17 protein-coding genes, 1 rRNA gene and 1 pseudogene are annotated in these 24,503 nt (G+C 40.8%); 10 read left to right on the top strand and 9 right to left on the bottom strand.

All coding sequences use genetic code 11. The features are described from left to right. Positions 1–130 precede the first annotated feature (130 nt). The gene (locus H6G69_RS34835; protein WP_397326953.1) at positions 131–694 is read left to right on the top strand and encodes a salt stress protein, Slr1339 family; all 564 of its coding nucleotides are present in this window, start codon (positions 131–133) and stop codon (positions 692–694) included. A 29-nt stretch (positions 695–723) separates the two neighbouring features. Here the strand turns inward: H6G69_RS34835 and H6G69_RS19500 are convergent, their stop codons facing one another. After that, complete coding sequence (locus H6G69_RS19500) at positions 724–1,074, bottom strand: helix-turn-helix domain-containing protein (RefSeq protein ID WP_190690798.1); 351 nt, start codon at positions 1,072–1,074, stop codon at positions 724–726. Between the two features lie 128 nt (positions 1,075–1,202). Between H6G69_RS19500 and H6G69_RS19495 the strand changes: the two genes are divergently transcribed. Beyond that, complete coding sequence (locus H6G69_RS19495) at positions 1,203–1,826, top strand: FMN-dependent NADH-azoreductase (protein WP_190690797.1); 624 nt, start codon at positions 1,203–1,205, stop codon at positions 1,824–1,826. Between the two features lie 103 nt (positions 1,827–1,929). Here the strand turns inward: H6G69_RS19495 and psaK are convergent, their stop codons facing one another. Then, the gene (psaK, locus tag H6G69_RS19490; protein ID WP_190690796.1) at positions 1,930–2,190 is read right to left on the bottom strand and encodes a photosystem I reaction center subunit PsaK; all 261 of its coding nucleotides are present in this window, start codon (positions 2,188–2,190) and stop codon (positions 1,930–1,932) included. 248 nt (positions 2,191–2,438) lie between these two features. Next, entirely contained in the window at positions 2,439–3,056 is a 618-nt protein-coding gene (locus H6G69_RS34430) for a serine O-acetyltransferase (protein WP_190690795.1), read from the bottom strand. Positions 3,057–3,443: 387 nt separating this feature from the next. Here H6G69_RS34430 and H6G69_RS19480 point away from each other — a divergent pair, with 387 nt between their 5' ends. Both H6G69_RS19480 and H6G69_RS19475 read left to right on the top strand, forming a co-directional pair. Beyond that, positions 3,444–3,878, top strand: coding sequence for a SufE family protein (locus H6G69_RS19480; protein WP_190690794.1), 435 nt, complete (start codon positions 3,444–3,446; stop codon positions 3,876–3,878). 16 nt (positions 3,879–3,894) lie between these two features. Then, positions 3,895–4,812, top strand: coding sequence for an alpha/beta fold hydrolase (locus H6G69_RS19475; protein WP_190690793.1), 918 nt, complete (start codon positions 3,895–3,897; stop codon positions 4,810–4,812). 55 nt (positions 4,813–4,867) lie between these two features. Here the strand turns inward: H6G69_RS19475 and H6G69_RS19470 are convergent, their stop codons facing one another. Then, a complete protein-coding gene (locus tag H6G69_RS19470) occupies positions 4,868–5,380 on the bottom strand; it encodes a hypothetical protein (protein ID WP_190690792.1) in 513 nt (170 codons plus the stop codon). A gap of 716 nt (positions 5,381–6,096) precedes the next feature. Between H6G69_RS19470 and aroA the strand changes: the two genes are divergently transcribed. Then, positions 6,097–7,452, top strand: a complete 1,356-nt coding sequence (aroA, locus tag H6G69_RS19465) for a 3-phosphoshikimate 1-carboxyvinyltransferase (protein WP_190690791.1) — start codon at positions 6,097–6,099, stop codon at positions 7,450–7,452. 82 nt (positions 7,453–7,534) lie between these two features. On the opposite strand, the gene H6G69_RS19460 is transcribed toward aroA, so the two are convergent. Both H6G69_RS19460 and smc read right to left on the bottom strand, forming a co-directional pair. Beyond that, complete coding sequence (locus tag H6G69_RS19460; protein ID WP_190690790.1) at positions 7,535–8,518, bottom strand: PRC-barrel domain-containing protein; 984 nt, start codon at positions 8,516–8,518, stop codon at positions 7,535–7,537. 58 nt (positions 8,519–8,576) lie between these two features. Further along, positions 8,577–12,248, bottom strand: coding sequence for a chromosome segregation protein SMC (gene smc / locus H6G69_RS19455; protein ID WP_190690789.1), 3,672 nt, complete (start codon positions 12,246–12,248; stop codon positions 8,577–8,579). Between the two features lie 192 nt (positions 12,249–12,440). Here smc and H6G69_RS19450 point away from each other — a divergent pair. The 3 genes and pseudogenes from H6G69_RS19450 to H6G69_RS19440 all read left to right on the top strand — a co-directional run. Then, a pseudogene (locus H6G69_RS19450) lies at positions 12,441–12,521 on the top strand (IS5/IS1182 family transposase); the annotation flags it as partial. Positions 12,522–12,981: 460 nt separating this feature from the next. Then, on the top strand, positions 12,982–13,608 hold the full coding sequence (locus H6G69_RS19445) for a LuxR C-terminal-related transcriptional regulator (RefSeq protein ID WP_190690788.1): 627 nt from the start codon (positions 12,982–12,984) through the stop codon (positions 13,606–13,608). Positions 13,609–13,953: 345 nt separating this feature from the next. Next, positions 13,954–19,752: an ATP-binding sensor histidine kinase gene (locus H6G69_RS19440; RefSeq protein WP_190690787.1), complete on the top strand. Its 5,799-nt coding sequence runs from the start codon at positions 13,954–13,956 to the stop codon at positions 19,750–19,752. Positions 19,753–20,014: 262 nt separating this feature from the next. On the opposite strand, the gene H6G69_RS19435 is transcribed toward H6G69_RS19440, so the two are convergent. From H6G69_RS19435 to H6G69_RS19425, 3 genes are all read right to left on the bottom strand, one after another. After that, complete coding sequence (locus H6G69_RS19435; protein WP_190690786.1) at positions 20,015–20,491, bottom strand: DUF4168 domain-containing protein; 477 nt, start codon at positions 20,489–20,491, stop codon at positions 20,015–20,017. 111 nt (positions 20,492–20,602) lie between these two features. Then, the gene (gene holA / locus H6G69_RS19430) at positions 20,603–21,592 is read right to left on the bottom strand and encodes a DNA polymerase III subunit delta (RefSeq protein ID WP_190690785.1); all 990 of its coding nucleotides are present in this window, start codon (positions 21,590–21,592) and stop codon (positions 20,603–20,605) included. Positions 21,593–21,684: 92 nt separating this feature from the next. Further along, the gene (locus tag H6G69_RS19425; RefSeq protein WP_190690784.1) at positions 21,685–22,200 is read right to left on the bottom strand and encodes a DUF937 domain-containing protein; all 516 of its coding nucleotides are present in this window, start codon (positions 22,198–22,200) and stop codon (positions 21,685–21,687) included. 264 nt (positions 22,201–22,464) lie between these two features. On the opposite strand from H6G69_RS19425, the gene H6G69_RS19420 reads away from it, so the two are divergent. Both H6G69_RS19420 and H6G69_RS19415 read left to right on the top strand, forming a co-directional pair. Beyond that, the gene (locus tag H6G69_RS19420) at positions 22,465–24,018 is read left to right on the top strand and encodes a YcjF family protein (RefSeq protein ID WP_190690783.1); all 1,554 of its coding nucleotides are present in this window, start codon (positions 22,465–22,467) and stop codon (positions 24,016–24,018) included. A 378-nt stretch (positions 24,019–24,396) separates the two neighbouring features. Then, positions 24,397–24,503: ribosomal RNA gene (locus H6G69_RS19415) — 16S ribosomal RNA — on the top strand; the annotation flags it as partial.

The following is a 24,503-nucleotide window of genomic DNA, read 5'->3' as shown; positions in this document are numbered from 1 at the left end:
ATATAGAGCGATCGCCATCATCTTTGATTTCTCAAAAAAAATACAACCAAAAATACTTTAGCCTACTGCATTACAAAACTACACCAATAATTTCATCAATCAAACCTAATTACAGTTAAAACTCACAACAATGGATTCTATTGATAAATTATTAGCTCAATTAAAGGTGGAGTATGAGCCAGGAAAAGCTGTAACACCACAACAGTCAAATCTTGATGATATAGAATCTTTAAATACACCAGCATCTAAATCAGAATCTATTATCGATAACATTTTGGCAGAAGTCAAAACGGATATAGAAGAACAAGCAACATCTAAAAATTTACCAACTCCACCAAACTATCAATTAATCAAACCCAACCTAAATCAGCTACCGCCTGATATCTTACCATCGTTTATCGCAGAAGAACCGCAATCAAAATCTGTTATTGATAATATTTTGGCGGAAGTCAAAGCAGATGTCGAAGAACAAGCCGCAGCTGAAGAATTACAGAAACAAGAACAATTAAAACAAGAACGCCTCCGCCAAGCAAAAATTAAAGCTCAAAAATTAGAAGCTTTACGTAAAAAAGCCCAAGCATGGTTAGACAAATTAGATCCTTTTTCTGCTGAAGGGCTGTGGTTTGAAAGATTTGCGGAAGGTTATCCCTCCAAATTAGATGCAGCTATTGAATATTTACAAGATAATCAATAATTTCAGCTATCCCAAAATCAACTTTAAAACTATATTTGATTTTTGCTATGAATGTGAGATAAATGTTCGACAGCCCATTCATGCATAGCATAAAGAATTGGTTTGAGACTTTCTCCTAATGGTGTTAGTGTATATTCTACCTTGGGGGGGATTTGAGCGTAGACTTGTCGATGTATAATCCCATCTTCTTCCATTTCTCGCAGTTGTTGAGTTAACATCTTTTGGGTAATTCCAGGTAAAGCTCTTTGCAATTCTCCAAAGCGTTTGACACCCACCATTAATTCTCTAATAATTAAAACTTTCCAACGTCCGCCAATTACTTTTAGTGTAGTTTCCACTTCACAAGTTAGCCTGCGATCGCTTTGGGCTTCAGCTTTCATAGTTTCTTTTTAGTAAGTATCTTACTTTTGAGTGCGTACTTTTCAGATTAACTTTAATTAGTTAAAGTCAATTCGGCAAGTTCTTGTCACATAACCTATCAGTGCCGTTTTGATTAGGCAATTGAGCTATGGCAAATATCCTACACATTGATTCTAGCCCTCGCGGTGAACGTTCGATTTCACGCTCGCTCTCCCATGCGTTTGTTACATCCTGGAAAAATGCTCATCCTGGCGATACCGTCACTTACCGCGACTTGGGTCATCATCCTGTTCCCCATGTAGATGAAGGGTGGATAGCGGCTGCTTTTTCGCCACCTGAAACCCACACCCCAGAACTAACTCAAGCTATTCAACTTTCGGATAGCTTGATTGATGAGTTGCTCGCCGCCGATCGCTACGTTTTTGGTGTGCCGATGTATAACTTGAATATCCCCTCTACCTTTAAAGCTTATATCGACCAGATTGTGCGTATTGGTCGTACCTTTGCTGTTGATGCAAATGGTTATAAAGGCTTAATTGATAGCAACAAAAAAGTATTAATTATTACATCTCGTGGTGGCACTTTTCCACCAGGAACGCCCTTTGCTGCTTATGACCATCAAGAACCTTACCTGCGTACTATTTTAGGTTTTATTGGTCTTACCGATGTTAGTTTTATTCATGCCGACAGTTTGAACTTAGGTGATGATGCGCGGCAAAAATCCCTCGAAAATGCCCAAGCTGCGATCGCACAGGTTGTTGATTCTTGGTAATACCTAGAGCAACATAGAAAAGAGCTAGAAACATATATTTCTAGCTCCAATTGTCGAGACAAAACAAAAAATGTTGAGATGAAGCTAACTGTGGTACGCCAATTTAGAATCTACCTAGGTTGTGCAATCCTAAAATGATGCCTACGCCTAAAATATGACCAAAGGCGGTAGTTGCTAGTAATGCAGGTAAACCAAAGCCACCAAAGAAATTTGCAGAGGGTAAGGCTGGCTCAGAACTGGGATATTTGATGCTAGATTTGCCAAAAGCGATCGCAATGATATTGGCGACAATCATGATGAGGCCAATTGAAGGACTCCATTGTAGAGGTGCAGTAGCAGCAGCGAGTAATGTGGAAGTCAACACTAGAATTTGCTCCTGAAACTTGTGAATGATTGAAAATATCATCGGGAAATCTGTGAATATATTTCAAGAGGAAACCTGATTTTGCAGCAATATTTAACAGTTTTTCTAAATCCTTAATATAAACAAATTTTGAACCGCTACTACTTAAAGTGATATATTGGTAATAAGTAATACATCAATGACGGGATTGATATCTGGTAACAATACCTCCACAAAAATTCATAAATCAGAAGCAGTAAGATATTTAGTTATAATTTTTCTTTTACTTTTATGCCATTTCTTTTAATAATAGAAGCCGGGATACCTGCCACCACACAATTGCTAGGCACATCTTTCACAACAACTGCATTCGCGCCTATAGTTACATTGTCACCGATTTGAATATTGCCGATAACTTTTGCCCCTGAAGTAATCCTCACGTTATTGCCAATTTGCGGACGACCTGATTTATCTTTATATCCAATTGTGACTTGTTGATTAACCCAACAATTTCTGCCCATATCTGCCATAATAATCGTGCTAAATCCATGCTGGATAAATAAACCTGACCCAATTCGACAAGAATAATCTAAAAATAAAGAATGGCATTTTGGATAAATAAATTTCAGCAAATGGACAGTAAGTTTGCCAAGCAAGTTACCTTTAAATATCCGAAAATAATATAAATTTCTAAATTCTGGTGTCTTTTTGGCTAGCATAATTAATTGTAGCCAAAACTGTTGCTCAGAAAAACCTAAAATCTCAACCCATCGTTGCACATCCGCAGCAATAACTTCTTTCTCGGTTGTGAATAAAAATGCTAATAACAGTGGCGAGAACCACCCAATTGTGAAAGCAAAAAAAATGCGATGTATAAGAGTTTTCATTGCAGAGGAGCCAAGCCTAGACAGCTATAAGCTTAAACATATGATTTTTACTTGCTTTGAGTCAATCATGACCAAGAATAGGGTGTGGGGTGTGGGGTGTAAGGGAAAAACGCCCCTCTCACACCCTAAAAGGTACAAGCCCCTAATTTTAATTATTTAGATGTATTTCCAGACACGTTAGTGCGAGAAATACAGTGTCCTGATTGTCAAACCTCTATTTTTAAATATGGGCTTCCCTACACCCTACACCCGTTGCGCCACCCCCCTTTCATTTATCGATTTGGTTTAATTGCAGTTTTCTAAAATTGAGACCAGACTTGTCAGGCGCGATCGCTCTCTAGATAAATTAAACTCAAGGTGAGACCGATTATTCTGATCACCGCTGTTATGTCTTCAAGTTTAGATTCTTTACCTCCTGCTCTAGCTAAGATTGTCCAACGCTTTCAACGCGCCACCGATCCCAAGCGTCGCTATGAACAACTTATTTGGTACGCGCAAAAGCTTCCTGAGTTTCCGGAAGCAGGCAAAATTCCCGAAAATAAAGTTCCTGGTTGCGTATCTCAAGTTTATGTGACAGCACACTTGGCAGATGAAAAAGTTTTATTTCAAGGAGATTCTGATTCGCAGTTAACCAAAGGACTATTAGCCTTGTTGATTGAAGGCTTAAATGGCTTAACACCTACAGAAATTGTGCAATTAACACCAGATTTTATTCAAGCCACTGGTTTAAATGTCAGTCTCACACCTTCGCGCGCTAACGGTTTTTATAACATTTTGAAAACAATGCAAAAAAAGGCACTGGAATGTAAGTTAGAAAAATAGCGTTGAGTTAAAACTCATGTCTAGCAATTTATTATCAACTGATCATCCTGTCGGCTTTGGTGGAGTAGTTAACCAATTTTTGTGGAACTGGGAAAACCAAAGTTTACGCGTGGTTTACGAAACTCTTGGTCAAGGTTCACCATTACTACTCCTACCCGCTTTTAGCAGCGTTTCTAGCCGTGAAGAAACGGGAGAGTTAGCAAGGTTACTGGCTCCCTACTTTCAAGTTTTTGCTGTAGACTGGCCTGGTTTTGGTGAATCTGCGCGACCAGGTTTAGATTACCGACCTGCGTTATATCAGCAATTTTTAGCTGATTTTGTCAAATCTGTGTTTAATACAGCAATTACTGTGGTGGCGGCTGGTCATGCGGCTACTTACGTGTTGCAGTTAGCTGTTAAGCAACCTAGTGCTTTTACCAAAATCGTGTTAGTGGCTCCGACTTGGCGCGGCCCTTTACCAACAATGGGGGCGAATTCCCAGGTAGCGGGGATGGTGAGAGAATTGGTGCGATCGCCAATTGTTGGGCAAATTCTCTACAAACTCAACACCTCGCCATCTTTCTTAAAGTTTATGTACCGTCGTCATGTCTTCGCAGACACAACCAGACTCACACCCAACTTTATCAATCAGAAGTGGCAAACAACCCAAAAACCAGGCGCGAGATTTGCCTCGGCAGCCTTTGTCACAGGTAACATCGATGCAGTTCAAACTCAAGCTGATTTTTTGGGGTTGGTGAGTTCTTTATCTGTGCCATTGATGATTGTGATTGGCGAATCTAGCCCACCAAAATCACGTCAAGAAATGCAGGCTATGGCAAATTTACCAGGAGTCAAAAGCGTCGTTCTGCCTGGTTCTTTAGGAATGCTTGAAGAGTACCCAGCCGCAATTTTAGCAGCCATGCAAGATTTTTTATTTTTGCCCTCAACAAGATAAATATCCTCCCTTTCTCAGGCAAATTGGGAAAGGGAGGATAACAAAGTTTTAATGACTAGTGTTTAATTTCTAGATTGAGGATGTATTGTCCTAATTGGACTTTTTGCGCCCACAATTCATATTCCAGCCGTAAATGCTCTGGAAATTGTTTACCAGTGAGTCTTAATGTTTTCGTAAAATTTCGTAAGCGAATTGGCTCATGCGGTTGCAATGATTCCGTCGGCAACCAATAACGACTAACACCGTATACACCTTGTTCCCAGAAGTGACGGTAACTCACTTGACCATTACCTTGCATGGTCATAATTACCCGATAAGGAGAAATTTCTAACCATAAAATTCTCGGACTGCTGGGGGTGTAAGCTTGGTTTGTCCTGTGGAGAAAAGTTTCCTTGGCACTGAGGGAAGTTTCCACTTCACAGGTAATTAAAGGTGGTGCAGTCAATAGTAAATGGAATCTTTGATTATCTTTTTGATACAATGTTCCGGGGGTTTCTACTACAGACCAGAATGGCAGGTCAGTAGAAATTAGTGATAAGCACACGGGCTTGCGATTATGGGTCAGCATGGGAGCAATAGGGGCTAACAGCTATTGAATAACAAGATGGAATTAATACCAGCGAGTTTAGCAGTCTAGTGGGAGCAACTAAATAGTAAAACATGATTAATCTTAACTGAATATGCTAATTTCGTAAGCTAAATTTATAAACATAAAAATAAGTTAAATTTAAATGCCGAAATTAACATTTTTTTCAGTTAAGGTAATTTTCAGTACAGCGAATAAATACTTATAGTTTTGTTAATTAAGTATTTTGAGGGAACAAATAAAATCTAACGCAAGTTTCAGTAATAGTAATAAGTCCCTAGACCTTGGGAAAATTTGGTTTAAAAAGTGACATTTGATATGCGATCGCAGGAAATGTCTCAAAGCAGCTTTGACGATTGACTGCAAGAGTCAGCTGGCGATAAATAAATCAATTCCCATCAAAAATACTGATCCAAGAGTGTAAGTAAATTTAATCGGACAAAATAACGATAGGATACTAGGGAAGAAGTACTTAGTAGCGATCAACGAGAGAAGATGTCTCAGAAACTAGTTTGGGTGAATGAAGGCGTAGCTATACAGACAAAACCTAATTGCGTGGGTTAAAAAATTTAAATATTCTTGCAAGTCCACATAAGCAGATTGTATGTGTAGTAGCGAATTACCTCCACCCGTGACTTTTGAGAGACCTTCTGTGTCGCAGAGAAACTTCCAGTATATTTAAAAGCCAGTATATTCTCATGTCGGCTTCAGTTATAACCCTAAAAACTCAAGAAGACTCATCTAATCAGCTAATTATCCAGCAACCTGCTGTTGGTTTATCTTTACAGGGCAGTATTCGTGTACCCGGAGATAAATCAATTTCTCACCGGGCTTTGATGTTAGGTGCGATCGCCCAAGGTGAAACTGAAATTGTCGGGCTACTTTTAGGTGAAGACCCCCGCAGCACTGCTAGCTGTTTTCAGGCTATGGGTGCAGAGATTTCGGAACTAAATACAGAATTGGTACGGGTGAAAGGCATTGGTTTGGGGAACTTGCAAGAACCAGTCGATGTGTTGAATGCTGGGAACTCTGGCACTACACTGCGTTTGATGTTGGGGCTGTTAGCATCCCATCCTGGACGCTTTTTTACAGTCACTGGTGATGCTTCGTTGCGATCGCGTCCGATGTCGCGGGTAGTCAAACCACTGCAACAAATGGGCGCAGAAATTTGGGGACGCAAAGGTAGTTCTCTTGCACCGTTAGCAATTCAAGGACAAGCCCTCAAACCAATTCACTATCATTCCCCGATTGCCTCTGCCCAAGTTAAATCTTGTATTCTGTTGGCAGGATTATTTACCGAAGGGGAAACTACAGTCACCGAACCCGCCCTTTCCCGCGACCATAGTGAAAGAATGCTGCGGGCATTTGGGGCAGAATTAACCGTAGACCCAGAAACCAACAGCGTCACTATTGTGGGTTCTGCCCAACTTTACGGACAGAAAGTCGTAGTTCCTGGCGATATCAGTTCGGCGGCTTTTTGGTTAGTGGCTGGGGCGATTGTCCCGGGTTCAGAACTGGTGATTGAGAATGTGGGTGTAAATCCCACCCGTACAGGCATTCTAGAAGCCTTAGCCTTGATGGGTGCAGATATCCAACTCGAAAATCAGCGCGAAGTCGCTGGGGAACCAGTTGCTGATTTGCGAGTGCGTTCTAGCCGTTTGCAAAGCTGTACTATTGCTGGAGATATCATTCCGCGATTGATTGATGAAATTCCGATTTTGGCAGTAGCAGCCGTATTTGCCGAAGGCACAACGGTAATTAAAGATGCTGAGGAATTGCGTGTGAAAGAAAGCGATCGCATTGCAGTCATGGCACAGCAACTCAACAAAATGGGCGCGAAAGTGACCGAATTACCAGATGGGATGGAGATTGTCGGCGGTACACCATTGATAGGTACTGACGTTGATAGCCATACAGATCATCGCATCGCTATGAGTTTAGCGATCGCCGCTTTAGTATCTCAAGGAACCACCACCATCCACCGCGCCGAAGCCGCAGCTATTTCTTATCCCAATTTCACAGCGACATTGCAACAAATTTGTGGTGGAGTATAAATTCTGTACGCCTCTATTAAAATTGTCTTCATTCTGACTACAGAAAATTAACCCCTCCTGATAACTTAGGAGGGGTTGAAAATTAATATCCGCCTTCTTCTTCGTATTCTGGCTGCCTTTCTTTGACTTTCTTGGGAATGTTCACGGGTTTTGGTGCATCTTCCCAAGCGTCGCCTTCTACATCGTCGTCATAATCATCGTAATCGTCGGTGTAGGCTTTGGTTTCGTACTTGGGTGGTTGTTGATATCTGTCGCGGCCTGTAGCTTCGCTCCAGTTATCTTCTTCTTCTTCTTCTTCTTCGTAGCGGATAGACTCATATTGTCGCGCTCGCATAACTTCGCGCCGTGGTCTTTCTTCTTCTACGTAGTCTTCGTTCCATTCTTCTTCCCGGGCTACGGGTTCGGGGGTGCGAACTTTGGGCTTGGGTGGTTGTAATGGTGTGCCGCTCGGTAGTTGATTTGGTGGTGCAATTGTGCGCGGTGCAGAATAACCATATTCTTCTTCTGCATCGCGTTCCCAAGGTGGTTTACCGATACCTAAACGCTCTAAAACGCCTACTGTTAATTGGGTTGTACGTTCTTCGGCTCCTTCAAACACAATTAATCTGCTGGGGCCTGTGCTGACAACTTCATCGATGGAAATTTCGTAGGTGCTGAGAAATTGGTCGGGAATTTGCGGTACTCCCAAAGAAGCAATAATTATTGAGTGCAGCTTCCCTGATATACCATCAAACTTAAAGCCCCGCACTCTACCTAAGACTTCACCTGTTTCTGTAATTACTTCCCAGTTAATCAGATTACTGAAAGCTTCAATATCAATATCTTCGATGACATCTTCGTTATCAACCAGGATGGCATCACCAATTTGGTTGATACTACTAAGGTACATATAGCGTGGCAGTCCAGAGATAGAGATCAGGCTGTCTCGTAAACCAAGAGCCACAACCTCCCTTTGATCGATATCAACCCAGATTTGATTCACAATCCCTAGCCGCTTGGCGTTGTCGCGGGTAATCACCTGAGTATTTAATAAGTCGGAACGCCTAATTATCTGTTCAGAGGTCATTCTATACCGAGTCCTGATCTCGAATCCGGTTTATCTATACACTATTATTAACAAAGATTCAAGCAGATGTATTCGAGGATGTTAACTTAATTCCCAAAACTTGGGTGTAAGCGCCTCGTGCTTGAGTAACGCCAATGGTGCGTTCGGCTGATTCTATCATCGGACGACGCAAACTCACAACTATGAACTGTGCCAGTTGTGCCTGTTGTTTGATCATTCTAGCTAATCGTTCTACGTTTGCCCCGTCTAAAAACATATCTACTTCATCAAAGGCATAAAAAGGTGATGGACGGTAGCGTTGCAGGGCGAAAATAAAGCTTAAGGCGGTGAGGGATTTTTCACCCCCAGACATGGAAGCAAGTCGCTGTACTGGTTTACCTTTGGGGTGGGCGACTAAGTTTAAACCACTGTTAAAGGGATCTTCAGGATCATCAAGTTGCAGGTAGCCGTCGCCTTCTGAGAGGGTGGCGAAAATTGATTGGAAGTTTTCGTTTACTGCGTCAAAGGCTTCTTTAAAGGCGCGTTGTCGCAGTGTGGTAAAGTTTTCAATTCTTAATAATAATTCCGTGCGTTCGGCTTCTAAGGTTTGTAATTTTTCTGTGAGTTCTTGTAGGCGGTTTTGGGTGCGTTCGTATTCTTCTAACGCCAGCATATTTACAGGTTCCATTGCTTGCAGGCGTTTGGCAAGCGATCGCAATTCTTTCTGCAATTCTTCTAAATCTACCTGTTCTGGTACTTCCGGTAAAGGGCTGGGCAATTCCGGCAGCAGTTCTCGCAATTGATTTTGCAACGCTTCTAGTTCTTCGCGCCGCTTTTGCTGGGTTTCTTGCAGTTTTTCTAGCTCCCATTCTAATTGTTGCTGACGGAGTAAATGCGATCGCACTTCTTGTTCTATCGCATCACGTTTTACCTTTTCTTCACCCAAACTTTTTTCCATTTCGCTGAGTTTGGCGCGAGTTTCGGTGATTTGCGTGCTGAGTGCTGTGTGTTGGGTGCTGAGGGTTTGGAGTTTCTGCTGAGAACTTGCTTGTTCTTGATGATACTGATTAATTTTTTGTTCAGCTTCTTGGATGCGTTCTTGTAAACGCTGTTGCTGATTTTCTAAGTTTTTCAGCCGTTGTTCCGCTTCCCGTAATGCGGATTCCCGTTGTTGTAATTGTTGCTCTTGGGTTTTAATTACCGCTTGAATTTGCTGCCATTCGCTAGGCGTTTGGGATGCTTCTAATTCTGCTAAAACATGACGCAGTTGTTGTAATTGCGCTTCTTGCCCTGGTAAATCTTTATCCAAAATTTCTAGGCGAGATTGGGCGGCGGAGAATTTTTCGATATTTTGGGCAAGTTGCGATCGCGTTCCATCTAACTGCGTCGTCAAAGCTTTAATATCTTTTTGCAACTGTTCTAATTGCAATTGCTGTTCGCGGCGTGCTTGACGAGCTTCGGTGAGTTCTTGGGTGAGTTGTTTGGTTTTGCTGGATAAAGAAGCGATCGCATCAATACAACGATCTAAAATTCTTTCTATATCTGTCAAGCGACTTTTCAACGCAATGGCTTCATCTGATTCCGCCGCTTCCCCTGTACCAAAGCGCAACGATGAACGCTGATTTGTACTTCCACCAGTCATTGCACCACTGGTTTCTAATAATTCCCCATCTAAAGTGACGATGCGATATAAACCGAGGTTTTTCCGCGCCTGTTCTAAGGTGGAGAATACAACAGTGTTACCAAAAACATAGTTAAATACATCTTTATAACGGCGATCGCATTCAACTAAGTTCACAGCATAACTGACAAAGCCGCTAGCTAACCGCAAAGTTGCATCTTGGGTAATTCTCGGAGCCTGAATCTTATTTAAGGGTAAAAATGTCGCTCTCCCGGCGCGTTTTTGCTTCAGCAATTCAATCCCAGCCGCAGCTATCCCATCATCATCAACTACGATATGTCCCAGCCGCGCACCAGCCGCAATTTCCAACGCCAACTGAAAACGGGGTTCCACCCGTCCCAAATGTACCACCAAACCACAAACCCCAGGCATCCCCGACTGGATAATTACCTTACTGGCTTGCGTCCCTTGGACTTCTTGTTGTGCTTGGGTTTGCGCCTCAATTTTATCTAGCTGGCGTTGTTTTTCCCGTTGTTCACTAGAAAGCCGCTTTTGTGTGTCTTGCTGAATTTGTAATTCCTGTTCCGTCGCCGCCAGATTTTGGGCTAAATTTTGGATAGGTTCACTAGAGGCGTTAAATTCTGTCTCCACTCGCACACACTCAGCTTGCTTTTCTGCTAATTGTGGTTCTAAAGTGGCAATTAACTCAGTTTGTTCGTGAATTAATTCTTGTAGCTGACTATTCCGTTCTCTTAATTGTGCTTGCTCTGTGCGCTGCGGTTCCAGAGTTTGCAACAAAGTTTCAATTTGACGGTTCAGTGCAGTTTGTTGCTGTACCCAAGCTTCCGAGGCGGTGGCGATTTCGGCGGCGGCTTCACGGGATTTTTGCAGTGCTTGTTCCGCCTCATCCCGTTGCTGTTGACAATATACAATCGATTGCCGTTCCACATTCTGGGTTTCGGCAATTTCTCCCAAAGCTTGCTGCTGCTGTTGAATTTCCTGCTGAGTTTGCACCAAGCGTTTAGCCGTTTCTTGGGAAGTTGTTTCTAACTCCGTTTGCTGACGTTGGAGTTGCTTGCGTTCCGCTTCTTGAGTAGCGAGAGTCGCTTGTACTGCTAATAATTCCTCTTCACCCAAAGCTTTCACATGAGCATTAAGCTTTTCTAATTCAGCAGTTTTCTGAGTAATGCCGACATTTAGCGTTTCTAATTGCAGTGTAAGGTCATTATGAGAGCGATCGCCATTTTGAATTTCCGTCGCTAACTTTTCTTGCTGTGCTTGCAGCGAACGCCACGATAACACCGCTTCCCAAGATTGCTTGTGCAGATATTCTGTCCGCAACTTTTGATATTTTTCCGCCTTTGCCCTATCTTGAGAAAGGCGATCGCGTTGTGCAGTTAACTCCGTCTCAATAATCCGACAACTATCTTCCTTCTCCTTCACCTCATCTAACGTACCCTTAGCTTGGTGAATTTTGCGATCGAACGCCGCCACCCCCGCCAACTCATCAATAATTTCCCGCCTTTCCCTAGCATTCATCGAGATAATGCTAGTAACGTCCCCTTGCAACACCACGTTATAGCCTTCAGGATAAATCCGCAGACTCTCCAACTCCTCATGCAACTCCGTCAACGTACAAGCCGCACCATTGATATAGTAATTTGACGTGTAAGTTCCCTGATGAGTTACCCGCAACCGTCTTGTGACACTCCATTCACCATTAAGTGCTGAGTGCTGTTCACTGAGCGAAGTCGAAGTGTGAGTGCTGAGTGCTGAGTCTGTATCGATGAGTGATTCCTCCAATTCCTCCGCGCCTTCCTCACTTTGCGCCTTTGCGCCTTTGCGCGAAATAATTTCTTCCCCCGTCAAATCAAACGTCACCGTGACACTAGCTTCCACAGACGCGCGTCCCTTAGCCGTTTGAGTATTATTTACCAAATCCGGTAAGCGATCAGCTCGCATCCCCTTAGAACTAGCAAGTCCCAAACAAAACAACAACGCATCCAAAATATTCGACTTACCGGAACCATTCGGCCCAGATATGACAGTAAACCCCGGCAGCAAAGGGACTGAAGTAGTACCGCCGAAGGATTTGAAGTTGGTAAGTTCCACGCGCTTGACGTACACCATATTAGGCGCTGGTTCACTGGGCTAATGGCTAATGAAGAACAAGTGTATCAATTAATGAAAATTTAGCAATAGGTTGTGTGAATAAATTATCGACCCGCAGAGGCACAGAGGAGGGTAGGCATTACTAAAATATCAAAAGTAATTTTAACGAACTTTAGAGGCTATTTCTCAAGTAAATCTAAAGGCGATGAGGACGGGGATAAATTTGCGCTTTGTGTCTGGTTGATGATTCAAGCTTATGTTGCGGTAATGCGACTTACAGAGAGGATGTTTTAAAAGTTTTGGGCAAATATAATTCGCTACTATACAAACAAAGTCCGCACTTCGACAAGCTCAGTGACCACCTGCGCGAACTTATGAAAAATCAATGGTTTTGAACCCACGCAGGTGGTGAGACCAGCACTCTTGGTGGGATTTCCCTCCGCAGGCGACTGGCGAACCCGTTAGTGGAGCGTAAAGCTTGACGACATAGCTTCGCTTAGAGCGACGCAGGAGCGTCAGGGGTTTTGTCTGTGTAGCCAAGCCATTGCGTTGAGCGGGTTCCCCGACTCCCTCAATAGCGCGCGATTTCTAATCGCCAAGAAAAGTAATAAATTAGACTTTTAATCTATCTTTTGGCATATTTTTTAGAGTAAATTATGTCCGAAATATACATTTTCAATATTGTATTTAAAAGTTGTTGCCAACAAGGCTGTCGAATAAAACTTTGCAACTTAAATTATAGAAAAATTGTATGCTGATTCGAGGTTCTAATCAATCTATCCTCAACAAAACCGTAGTTCCAAAACAGATTCAATCTGCAACACCACAAAATTATGTTAATAATTACTGGCAAGCAAACAATTTTTTACGAGAAGTTCTAGAAGGTTTAGAAGACGGCATATTAATTATTAGCCAAACAGGAAAACTGCTTCATGCCAATGTCGCTGCTTATCAGTTTTGCTATCAACTCAATCACAATAACCTCAATTCTCAAATTATTCCCTATTCTATCTGGAAACTTTGCAAATTATTAGTTAATCAACAAAATTACTTATTGGAATCATCAACATTTATCTCTGATGAAATTGTCCTTAATGATTCCATTACGTTTCATATTCGGGTAAGATTACTTGATTCTCATAGCTTCCCCTATCCTTGCTTTGTAGTGACAATCCAAAATAGATATGAATCTTTAAAAAATACAGCGATCGCTGAAGTCAAAAAATACGATCTTACCCCACGCGAAGCCGAAATATGGGTTCTTTATCGGGGTAAATATAGCTACAAAGAAATTGCCGAGAAACTCTACATTACTATTAATACAGTCAAAAAACACATGAAAAACATTCATGCTAAAAGACAAGCATTTTCTCAATAATATTGCTTAATAAATGAATCAATAAAGTATTTTTTTTACAAATTATTGGCTAATCGCTGTGATTTTTTCAAAAACTAGACTTCTTGGATGAATCGGATTAAACTTCCTCAACAAGAGAGCTTTTACTCACTTCTTGCGAAAGGTAATACCATTTCACACCAAACTTGATACAAATCATTGGTTTTTAATTCTTTCCCCCTGCTTTCCTGCGACCTCAATTTGCAATAGCTTAGTAGTCTGAGTTATGAGCCAGAAAATACCAAAACACGTATATATTTTTTGACTAGTTAAATTTTGTTGGTATACGGGAATAATAAAATCAGAGATTTTGAGGCTTGTATAGATATGGCGGCTACTCTGATCAGTATTCCTGGATATCAAATCACAGAAGAAATTTACAATGGTGCGAGAACATTAGTTTACCGGGGATATAGAGAAATTGACTCATTACCTGTAGTCATGAAATTACTGAAAAATACGTATCCCAGCTTCAGTGAACTCTTATCATTCCGCAACCAATACACCATAACCAAGAATCTCAACTCACCTTTAATTGTTCAAACTTATAGCTTAGAGGTATATGAAAATAGTTATGTCTTGATATTAGAAGACTTTGGGGGAATTTCTCTGAAACAGTGGCAAATTAGAGAAACCCAAATATCTCTCCAGCAATTTTTACAAATAGCGATCGCACTATGTAACACCCTAGACTTACTCTACCATGAGCGCATTATTCATAAAGACATCAAACCCAGCAATATCTTAATTAATCCAGAAACACAACAAGTTAAATTAATCGACTTTAGTATTGCATCTTTATTACCCAGAGAAACCCAAACCCTAATTAAAAATCATGCCTTAGAAGGAACATTAGCTTATATTTCTCCAGAACAGACAGGCAGAATGAACCGGGGTATTGATTATCGTACAGATTTTTATTCCCTTGGTGTAACTTTTTATGAACTACTCACGGGAGAGTTACCTTTTTCAGTTGAAGACCCGATGGAGATAGTACATTGCCATATTGCTAAAACAGCACCATTAGTACATAAAATCAATCCACAAATCCCACCCATATTATCAGCCATTGTCAGGAAATTGATGGCGAAAAATGCCGAATACCGCTATCAAAGCGCATTGGGTTTGAAATATGATTTAGAACAATGCCTATCGCAACTGCAAACAACGGGTAAAATTGAGGGTTGGAAAATTGCACAGAGGGATGTGTGCGATCGCTTCATCATTCCTGATAAACTCTATGGCAGAGAAACCGAGGTAAACACCCTCCTAGAAGCATTTGAGCGCGTCAGTCAGGGTGCTACAGAAATGATGCTAGTAGCTGGCTTCTCTGGGATTGGGAAAACAGTCGTTGTCAACGAAGTACATAAACCCATTGTTAGACAACGTGGTTATTTTATTAAAGGGAAATACGACCAATTTAATCGCAATATTCCCCTCAGTGCATTTGTCCAAGCCTTCCGGGACTTAATGGCGCAACTATTAACCGAAAATGATGTCCAAATTCAGCAATGGAAACACAAAATCTTAGAAGCTGTTGGCGACAATGGCCAAGTAATCATTGACGTTATACCTGAACTAGAAAACATTATTGGCAAACAACCCCCAGCAGTACAATTATCAGGAACAGCCGCCGAAAATCGCTTTAACTTATTATTTCAAAAATTTACCCAAGTATTTACCAGTGCAGAACATCCCTTAGTGATGTTTTTAGATGATTTGCAATGGGCAGATTCGGCATCATTAAAATTAATCCAGTTATTAATGGCTGATACCAGTCATCTGTTATTAATTGGTGCATACCGTGATAACGAAGTTCCAGCAGGACATCCATTAATGTTGACCTTGAGCGATCTGCACAAAAAACAAACACAGATTAATACAATTACTTTAAAAACACTAACTCAAAATACAGTCAATCAGTTAGTTGCCGATACACTCAAATCTCCAGAAGAATTAGCAGAGAATCTTTCTGAACTAATCTATCAAAAAACTCAAGGAAATCCATTTTTTGCCACACAATTTCTCAAAGCACTACATCAAGAAGGATTAATTACATTTAATTTTGAGTTAGGATGCTGGCAATGTGACATCACCCAAATAAAAACCCAAGCGGTCACAGATGATGTTGTTTCTTTTATGAGTTTGCAACTACAAAAACTCCCACAATCAACTCGATATGTCTTGCAGTTCGCAGCTTGTATAGGTAACTCTTTTGATTTAAATACCTTGGCTATTGTTTCCCAACAATCTCAAATTGAAACAGCATCTGCATTGTGGAAAGCATTACAAGAAGGTTTGATTTTACCTGTTAATGAAGTTTATAAGTTTTATGTCGGTCAAGAAACCCAGTCACAGACATTAGAAAATCAAGAAACTGTCACCTACAAATTTTTACATGACCGAGTACAACAAGCAGCCTATTCACTGATTGCTGACGAGCAAAAACAAACTACTCACCTGCAAATTGGTCGGCTATTATTACAAAATTCTCACTCCAGTGACAAGGAAGAAAGATTATTTGATATTGTCAATCATTTAAATTTCGGTATTGCCCTCATCACCACACCCCAAGAGCGAGAAAATTTAGCTGAATTAAATCTCGCGGCTGGACGCAAAGCTAAAGTTGCTACCGCCTATAATGCAGCCATTAACTATCTAGGCACAGGGATAGAATTGTTGCCTGATACTGCTTGGCAAAGTCATTATCCCCTGACTCTGGCACTCTATGAAGAAATTGCCGAAGCCAGCTATGTAAAAACTGATTTTGAGCAGATGGAACAATGGGCAAATGTGGTATTGCAACAAGCAAAAACCTTACTTGATACTATCAAAGTTCAACAAACTCGGTTTTTAGGTGCTAAAGCTCAGGGGCAATTTTTATATGCCATTGAGATTGGATTACAGGTGCTACGCTCTCTAGGAATTGAATTTCCCGCACAACCCAATGAGGCAGATATTGGACAAGCTTTTGCTCTAACGCGATCGCTCTGGACAGATAAATCACCTCTAGAATTGCTCGATCTACCAACTATGAGCGATCCACATCTGTTAGCCGCGATGGAGCTTTTGACAGTTCTTGTCCCTGCTGCCTATATGGGTTCTCCTAACTTCATGCCATTAATGATTGGTAAGCAAATCGAATTATCTATCCAGTCTGGTAATTGCCCTAGTTCTATATTTTCTTATGTCGATTATGGCTTAGTGCTGTGTGGTATTGTTGGCGATATTGACAACGGTTATTTATTTGGTGAATTAGCTTTGAGCCTCTTAGAGCAAATTCAACTGACACGCTTTAAATCCAGAAGTTGGTATGTGGTTCATCACTTCATCAAACATTGGAAAACTCCCTTAGCAGAAGTTTTACCGCCATTACAAGAAGCCTACACCAGTGGGTTAGAAACCGGGGAGGTAGAGACGGCTTGTTTTAATGCGGCAGCATATTGTTATTACAGCTATCACGCAGGGCAGGAATTAACCGAACTTGCCCAAAAGATGAACACCTATCTTAATACTATTCATCAATACAAGCAAACAGGAACTGGCTATTGGCTAGAAATTTATCAACAAACTGTATTCAATTTATTGGGACGCACAGAAATACCATATCACCTGACTGGAACAATATTCGATTTCCACAAATCTCTTCCAGAACTGCAAGCGACTAATCAACGTAGTGCTTTGCTGATGTCCCATCTCAACCAAATGTTTCTCTATTATTTGTTTGGGAAGGAAGCAGAAGCGGTTCAGTTATCTGACCAAGCTGCCCAATATATAGACGGTGGAGTGGCAATGTTCGTCATTCCCCTTTACTCTTTTTATGATGCCCTGATTCAATTAACTCAGTATGCAGCCGCATCCACAAAAGAGCGTCAGACAATCTTGCTACGAGTTCAACAACATCAAGATAAACTACAACATTGGGCAAATTTAGGGGCTTGTAATCATCTCCATCGCTGGGAACTAGTCGCAGCAGAACATCATCGGGTATTGGGTAACAAAATTGAGGCGATTGAATGTTACGATGGCGCTATTTCCCTAGCTAAAGACAACAAGTTTATTCAAGATGAGGCTTTAGCTAATGAACTGGCTGCCAAATTTTATCTCGATTGGGGTAGAGAAAAATTTGCCATTTCATATATGCAGGAAGCTTATTATTGTTATGCTCGTTGGGGAGCAAAAGCCAAAGTAGAGGATTTAGAAAAACGCTATCCCCTACTACTCAAACTGATTATTGAACAAAAAGAGATCCATCTTCATCCTTGGGAAACTATTACTTCCCTTCCCCTTCCTTTAAAATCTATATTGACTCCAGGTGATATTACTAGCACTAACACGGGTATTTCCGATGTTCTAGATTTTGCCAGCGTACTCAAAGCAGCGCAAACTATTTCTAGCAACATCGAATTAGATGAGTTAATTACCAACCTCACCCAAATTATCCTGCAAAACTCTGGTGCTGATAAATCTGCATTAATTCTCAATCAGGATGATGTTTTACAAATTCGTGCCATTACCTCAATTAATGCGGAAATTAATTCTCTACAAACAATAATTTCCGCAGAGTCACTTGATGAGTATCAAGATATCCCTGTCAAAATTATCAATTACGTCAAAAATACGCAACAAACAATTGTCATAGATAATTGCCAAACAGATATCCCTGGGCTAATTGGAGAATATATGCTCACATATCAACCCCAGAGTGTTTTGTGTACACCGATTCTTAACCAAGGCAATTTGGTAGGCATAGTATATCTAGAAAGTCGTGCCGCAGCAGGAGTATTTACTCAAGAACGTCTACAAACTATTCAGATACTTTCTGCTCAAGCTGCCATAGCTTTAGAAAATGCGCGACTTTACCAACAAATGCAACAAGCAATGGAAAAAGCATTGCTCAATCAAATTTCCATTGATCAAACAAATGTTTCTGTCTGGTGGATTGAGCCAGATGGTCGGATTTTCTATGTCAATGATGCTACTTGCAAAGGTTTGGGATATCGTAAAGAAGAGATGATTAGTAAATACATTTTTGAATTCGATCCTGTTTTTCCGAAAGAATCATGGCCGGAGCATTGGCAAGATATTTGTGAACAAGGTTCATTCACTCTTGAAAGCTATCATCGGCATAAATCTGGCAATATTTATCCTGTTGAAGTTAATGTTAACTATGTAAAATTTAAAGACAAGGAATACAATTTTGTCTTTACCAAAGATATTAGCGAACGAAAGCAAGCCGAAGCTGAAATTCTGCAAAAATCCCAAGAATTAGCTACAGCCTTACAAGAATTACAACAAGCAAACTTACAAATTGTTCAAAGTGAGAAAATGTCTGCCTTGGGTAATCTTGTGGCTGGTGTTGCCCATGAAATGAATAATCCTCTCGGTTTTATTTATGCCACACTCCAACAAACTAAACCCGCCTTTGCAGATATTGTCCAACATCTGGAACTATATCAAGCAACGCTCCCAAATCCCGGCGATGAAATCAGACACCATGCGGAAGAAATCGATTTAGATTATACCTTAGAAGATTTACCACAAATGCTGGATGCAATGGTCATGGCTTGCGACAGATTAAAAAATATCAGCACAAGTCTGCGGACTTTCTCACGAGCAGATAAGGATTACAAAGTTCCATTTAATCTGCATGAAGGCATCGACAGTACGATTTTAATTCTCAAACATCGCCTCAAAGCTAATGAACAACGTCCAGCGATAGAAGTCATTACTGAATACGGACATTTACCCCAAATAGAATGTTTTCCTGGTCAATTAAATCAGGTATTTATGAATATCCTTGCTAATGCCATTGATGCTTTAGATGAATCAAATACTGGTAAGAGCTTTGCAGAGATTCAAGCTCATCCTAACCGCATTCAAATTACAACATTGATAGCAGACAAATCTGTCAAAATTTTAATTGCTGATAACGGTAAAGGGATGAGTGAAGAGGTGAAGCAAAAAATATTCGACCATTTATTTACTACTAAAGGAGTCGGTAAAGGGACAGGGTTAGGATTAGCTATAGCTAAACAAATAGTCGAAGATACTCATGGTGGTAAGCTCAGTTGCAATTCTGTTGTAGGCGAAGGTACAGAATTTATGATTGAAATTCCTATGTGAGTTTATCAGTCTTACAGCATTTTTTACATGGATGAGGCACATTTTCTAGTCTCTAGTCCCTAGCCCCTAATCTTTCTCACCCTTGAAAGATATACTGCACCAAACTGAAAAACGCTGTAACTAGGTATTACTCTCTAATTGCTTAGAGAGTAATATATCATTTTTTTCTTATAGCAATTTTATATTTGACCGCAAAATATCCTAAAGTCTAGCCAAGTTAACCTTGTAATTTTATAGTTCAATTTGTCAATACAACTCAAAACTACCGCGATTCTGGATATTTTTGCAAGCGAATTAATGTATTATATATTTGCCTTTTTAAATTATTATTGTTTTGAATTTCAACTGTAATCTTATTGAAGCGTTCAATACTTAAACCGTTTTCTTCAACTATTTTTTGGGAGCTATTACAATAATTAACGGCAATTTCTCTAGCTTTTCGAGGTAGTTTGCTAATGCTATTAGGATCGTTACAAACAATCTGGGGAATTTCTCCTCTACCAATTACATTTTTAATTTCGCTAAATGCTTGCTGACGTGAGGGTTCCATTGCTAATACAGCTTGAGCATAGCTCACTATTTCATTATTATTAACTGTTACATTTTGAGCATAAGCTTTAGGAGTAAATGTCATACTGCTAGAAACTAAACTGGCAGTAGCAATAACTCCAAAACACAAAGTTTTAGATAGTAATGTTGCCAAGCTATCTCGGAAAAATAAATCAGAGATTTTTTTCATAATGTCGATGACACAGTGCTTAATATTAGGGTTGTGTTATTGGCTTTGAATTACTTTTGGAGTGAGAAGTTCCAGCAAAAAATACAGTAAACTGAAGTTTCGACTGTATTTTTAATTTCGTCTACATATTTGACAAAGTTCAATCACTTTTGTCTGGAGGACAGATATTTCGGAAACTCCTTGCTTGAGACTAACTTCTAACTCTAGTAGTAGCGGTAGAACCGAAATTAGCTGCTGTACAGACAAGGATTTGACTTCTTGTTGTAAAAAGTAGATACGTTTAGGGTTACTAACCTCAGCAGCTTGGGCGATCGCTTGTGGATTTCGCTCACCACTTTCTGTTACAATTTTGACCCATAACCAAGTACGAAATTGACCAATCAACGTTGCTACTATCCGTAATCCCGGTTCCGCCGCATTTAGCAAATCAGTCAGCACAGTTAAAGCCTTAACTGTATCTCCTGTTCTAATTGCTGCTGCTAATTGTAAACTATTTTGCGTAGTATTCCTGACTAATTTACTGACAGTATTTAAATCTAAAGCTGTTTGATTATCTATGTTGTAAAGACGCAACTTTTCTAGCTCATTGTGCAGCAGTCTTGTATCATTACCTACTGATTCTGCCAAGACTTCAGCGGTTTTAGCTGTGAGTTTAACTCCTACTGTTTCAGCCGCTTGCTGAACGGCTTGCACAATTAACTCTGTTTTCCAAGGTGGAATTAGCGCAAATTCCCGAAATTCTGTAGCGAATTGCTTCAGTAATTTTGTCGATTTTAAGCGTTCATCTGGTTTATTTCGACTGGTAAGCAATAAATATGAATTGTCGGGAATTACAGATAAAGTTCGCGTTAATTCTGCCAAAACATTCTCAGGACATTGTTGACCAAGATTGGTATTCATCAGCCAAACCAAACGCCCACCAGCACCAAACGCTGGGGTCATCGCTTGATTTAAAGCTGCGATCGCCGCATCAGTTTGATCGGGGGCAAAATAAGAATAGTTAAAATCTTTCCACAGTGGATCTAGAATGCGATCGCGCAACTGATTAACAGCCTTTTCCATCGCAAAATCATCTTCACCCCAGTAAACATAGATTGGCATAACTCAAGCAATAGGTGAAAAGTTTGAGGTTAGTTGTTGAGAAAGGGTATAAGAGTATAGCTGAGTTACACCCCTACACCCTTTCTCACTCATTACCGTCTGATATATTGACTCGCTAACTGAATAGCATCAGCAATGTCAACATCACCATCTTTGTCAGCATCTAAGAAGCTACTCAATACAGAATTGCCACCTGATTGACTATTAGCACCAAACTGCAAAAAGTTTAAAACCACAGGCACGATTAAAGGTAAGACTTGTTGAATAGTATTAGCATCTAACCCAGTGCGTTGGGCAGCTACTTGTGCTATCTGCTGTTGCATACCCAAAGAAAATAATGAATTGACAGCCTCGGCATTAGGAGAAGTACCTGCGTATTGATTTACCAAAGTTTCGGCTTCAGCATTACCACCTGTATTTTGTTTTTCTTGTAATGAAGAACGCACATAATTGCCCACAATACCCACCAGCGATTGAATTGTGGATGAATCTGCACCAGTGCGATCGCTCAACTGCTGTACAGTGTTGATAATACCGCCGAGTTGTCCCAAACTCCCTTGTTGATTGGAGTTAGCGACTGCACCTAAAATTTGGTCAAAAAGTCCCATAAGTTTTTATCCTTGAATGCACATTGAATACAATTGCAGCGTATCTTCTTCTATGGTTGGGCATAAACCCATCTATTTGACGTATATTACTCATTTTGTCATCGTAATTAGCATCCCAAAGCGCGAAACACATTTGTAGTACGAACAGTAGAGTATTATTTTCTACTTCATACTTTCCGAGCAGCCTTTGTGTAGATTTGTTTCACGGCTGAAACTATTAAGATTAAAAACATCTGCCTATTAAATTTCTGACTCCCGCTAACCATGCCTTTATCGCGCATAGTCACGCTGATTGTTGGTCTTATAGTCATTTTGGCACTTAGCCTGTGGCTGATTGATTCGCTGTCACGCCTGTATTGGCAATTGTCTTATTCACCGTTGTTAGGCAATTTGCTGCTGTTGCTGCTGGTTGTTTTAATTGGTGGATTAGTTGCTGCTTTTGTTTATTACGTATTGGTGTTGCAAGCCGGAGAAAAACAGTCTCGACAAAAGCGCAGACGTGTCACCACTGCCAAAATTCCCGCAGCTAAATCCGATGCAGCATCTACTACACTGCAAGCGGTCAAGCAACAAGTATCCCAAATTCAAGATGAAGTAGCACGCCAAGTTTTATTAAGTAAATCGCGGGAAATTGAAGCTAATTTAGCCAGAGGCGAAATTCAAGTAGTGGTTTTTGGGACGGGGAGTGCAGGTAAAACTTCCCTAGTCAATGCGATTATGGGGCGGATGGTAGGTCAAGTAAATGCGCCAATGGGTACAACTACCGTTGGGGAAACCTATTGTTTGCGGTTAAAGGGTTTGGAACGCAAAATTTTAATTACTGACACACCCGGAATTTTAGAAGCAGGGGTAGCCGGAACAGAACGGGAACAATTAGCAAGAGAATTGGCAACAGCAGCAGATTTATTGTTATTTGTGGTAGATAATGACTTGCGGCGTTCGGAATACGAACCCTTGCGGAGTTTAGCAGAAATTGGCAAGCGTTCGCTCTTAGTTCTCAACAAAACAGACTTATATACAGATGAAGATAAAGAAGTAATTCTCGCAAGGTTGCGACAACGAGTCAAAGGATTTATTTCCCTGAATGATGTCGTGGCGATCTCCGCTAACCCCCAATCTGCCCAACTCGAAACAGGTGAACTTTATCAACCAGAACCAGATATAGTGCCTTTATTGCGCCGAATGGCCGCTGTGTTGCGGGCTGAGGGAGAAGATTTAGTCGCTGATAACATCCTGTTGCAATCTCTCCGCTTAGGAGAAGAAGCCCGAAAACTCATCGATGCTCAACGTCGCCGCCAAGCTGATAAAATCGTCGAGCGATTTCAATGGATTGGGGCAGGTGTAGTATCTGTCACACCCTTACCATTCGTAGATTTACTGGCGACAGCCGCTGTCAACGCCCAAATGGTCGTAGAAATTGGCCGAGTTTACGGCTGTGAGTTGAACATGGAACGGGGACGAGAGTTAGCCCTGTCTTTAGCAAAAACTATTGCCAGTTTAGGTATCGTCAAAGGCGCGATTCAATTATTATCTACAGCATTACAACTAAATGTCGCTACATTTATTATTGGTCGAGCAATTCAAGGTGTGACAGCCGCTTATTTAACCCGAATTGCTGGCAAAAGCTTTATTGAGTATTTTCGCCACGATCAAGATTGGGGCGACGGTGGAATGACAGAAGTTGTACAGCGACAATTTCAAATCAATCGCCGAGACGAGTTTATCAAAGCTTTTATCCAAGAAGCGATCGCCAGAGTTGTCAAACCCCTACAAGACAAAGCGGAAGTCGCAGAAGAAAATATTCACGATGAACGTTGAGATGCAGAACATCTGATTAATGTTGGCGAATTATGAAGTTCGCCAACATATCAGTTATTAACTACCAAAACAGGCACGCTACTCATCCAGTTGCTCATCCACATCGACTCATAGCAATCAATCAGCCTTAGGAGAATTGCAGCAAGTGGTGAAAATTTTTTTGGTTGAAGGCTTGACAATCTGATAGAGGTTAGTTAACCTAGATAAAGTGTCAAGGCGCAAGACAAACGCCAAAGACAACTGAACCGCGACAAATCAATACTTTGAAAGCTGAAATTTAAAACCAATCCTCGTCAAACAAATTGGTTTTGGGAAAACCCAAAAACTAAAAAAATTATAGCAAGGAATCTGAAAAAAAGATTTTTCAGAGAAAAACTCAAAACGGAGAGTTTGATCCTGGCTCAGGATGAACGCTGGCGGTATGCTTAACACATGCAAGTCGAACGGAATCTTTCGGGATTCAGTGGCGGACGGGTGAGTAACGC

Origin of the sequence: Nostoc sp. FACHB-110, from assembly GCF_014697425.1 — a bacterium.
GTDB lineage: Bacteria > Cyanobacteriota > Cyanobacteriia > Cyanobacteriales > Nostocaceae > Nostoc_B.
Note: the sequence above shows the minus strand (reverse complement) of the source record. Positions and strands in the feature narration are given on the sequence as shown.

Excerpts from the sequence above, each read along its gene's own strand:
- H6G69_RS34835 (WP_397326953.1), top strand. The coding sequence starts at position 131 with ATGGATTCTATTGATAAATTATTAGCTCAATTAAAGGTGGAGTATGAG.
- H6G69_RS19500 (WP_190690798.1), bottom strand. The coding sequence starts at position 1,074 with ATGAAAGCTGAAGCCCAAAGCGATCGCAGGCTAACTTGTGAAGTGGAA.
- H6G69_RS19495 (WP_190690797.1), top strand. The coding sequence starts at position 1,203 with ATGGCAAATATCCTACACATTGATTCTAGCCCTCGCGGTGAACGTTCG.
- H6G69_RS34430 (WP_190690795.1), bottom strand. The coding sequence starts at position 3,056 with ATGAAAACTCTTATACATCGCATTTTTTTTGCTTTCACAATTGGGTGG.
- H6G69_RS19480 (WP_190690794.1), top strand. The coding sequence starts at position 3,444 with ATGTCTTCAAGTTTAGATTCTTTACCTCCTGCTCTAGCTAAGATTGTC.
- H6G69_RS19475 (WP_190690793.1), top strand. The coding sequence starts at position 3,895 with ATGTCTAGCAATTTATTATCAACTGATCATCCTGTCGGCTTTGGTGGA.
- H6G69_RS19470 (WP_190690792.1), bottom strand. The coding sequence starts at position 5,380 with ATGCTGACCCATAATCGCAAGCCCGTGTGCTTATCACTAATTTCTACT.
- aroA (WP_190690791.1), top strand. The coding sequence starts at position 6,097 with ATGTCGGCTTCAGTTATAACCCTAAAAACTCAAGAAGACTCATCTAAT.
- H6G69_RS19460 (WP_190690790.1), bottom strand. The coding sequence starts at position 8,518 with ATGACCTCTGAACAGATAATTAGGCGTTCCGACTTATTAAATACTCAG.
- smc (WP_190690789.1), bottom strand. The coding sequence starts at position 12,248 with ATGGTGTACGTCAAGCGCGTGGAACTTACCAACTTCAAATCCTTCGGC.
- H6G69_RS19445 (WP_190690788.1), top strand. The coding sequence starts at position 12,982 with ATGCTGATTCGAGGTTCTAATCAATCTATCCTCAACAAAACCGTAGTT.
- H6G69_RS19440 (WP_190690787.1), top strand. The coding sequence starts at position 13,954 with ATGGCGGCTACTCTGATCAGTATTCCTGGATATCAAATCACAGAAGAA.
- H6G69_RS19435 (WP_190690786.1), bottom strand. The coding sequence starts at position 20,491 with ATGAAAAAAATCTCTGATTTATTTTTCCGAGATAGCTTGGCAACATTA.
- holA (WP_190690785.1), bottom strand. The coding sequence starts at position 21,592 with ATGCCAATCTATGTTTACTGGGGTGAAGATGATTTTGCGATGGAAAAG.
- H6G69_RS19425 (WP_190690784.1), bottom strand. The coding sequence starts at position 22,200 with ATGGGACTTTTTGACCAAATTTTAGGTGCAGTCGCTAACTCCAATCAA.
- H6G69_RS19420 (WP_190690783.1), top strand. The coding sequence starts at position 22,465 with ATGCCTTTATCGCGCATAGTCACGCTGATTGTTGGTCTTATAGTCATT.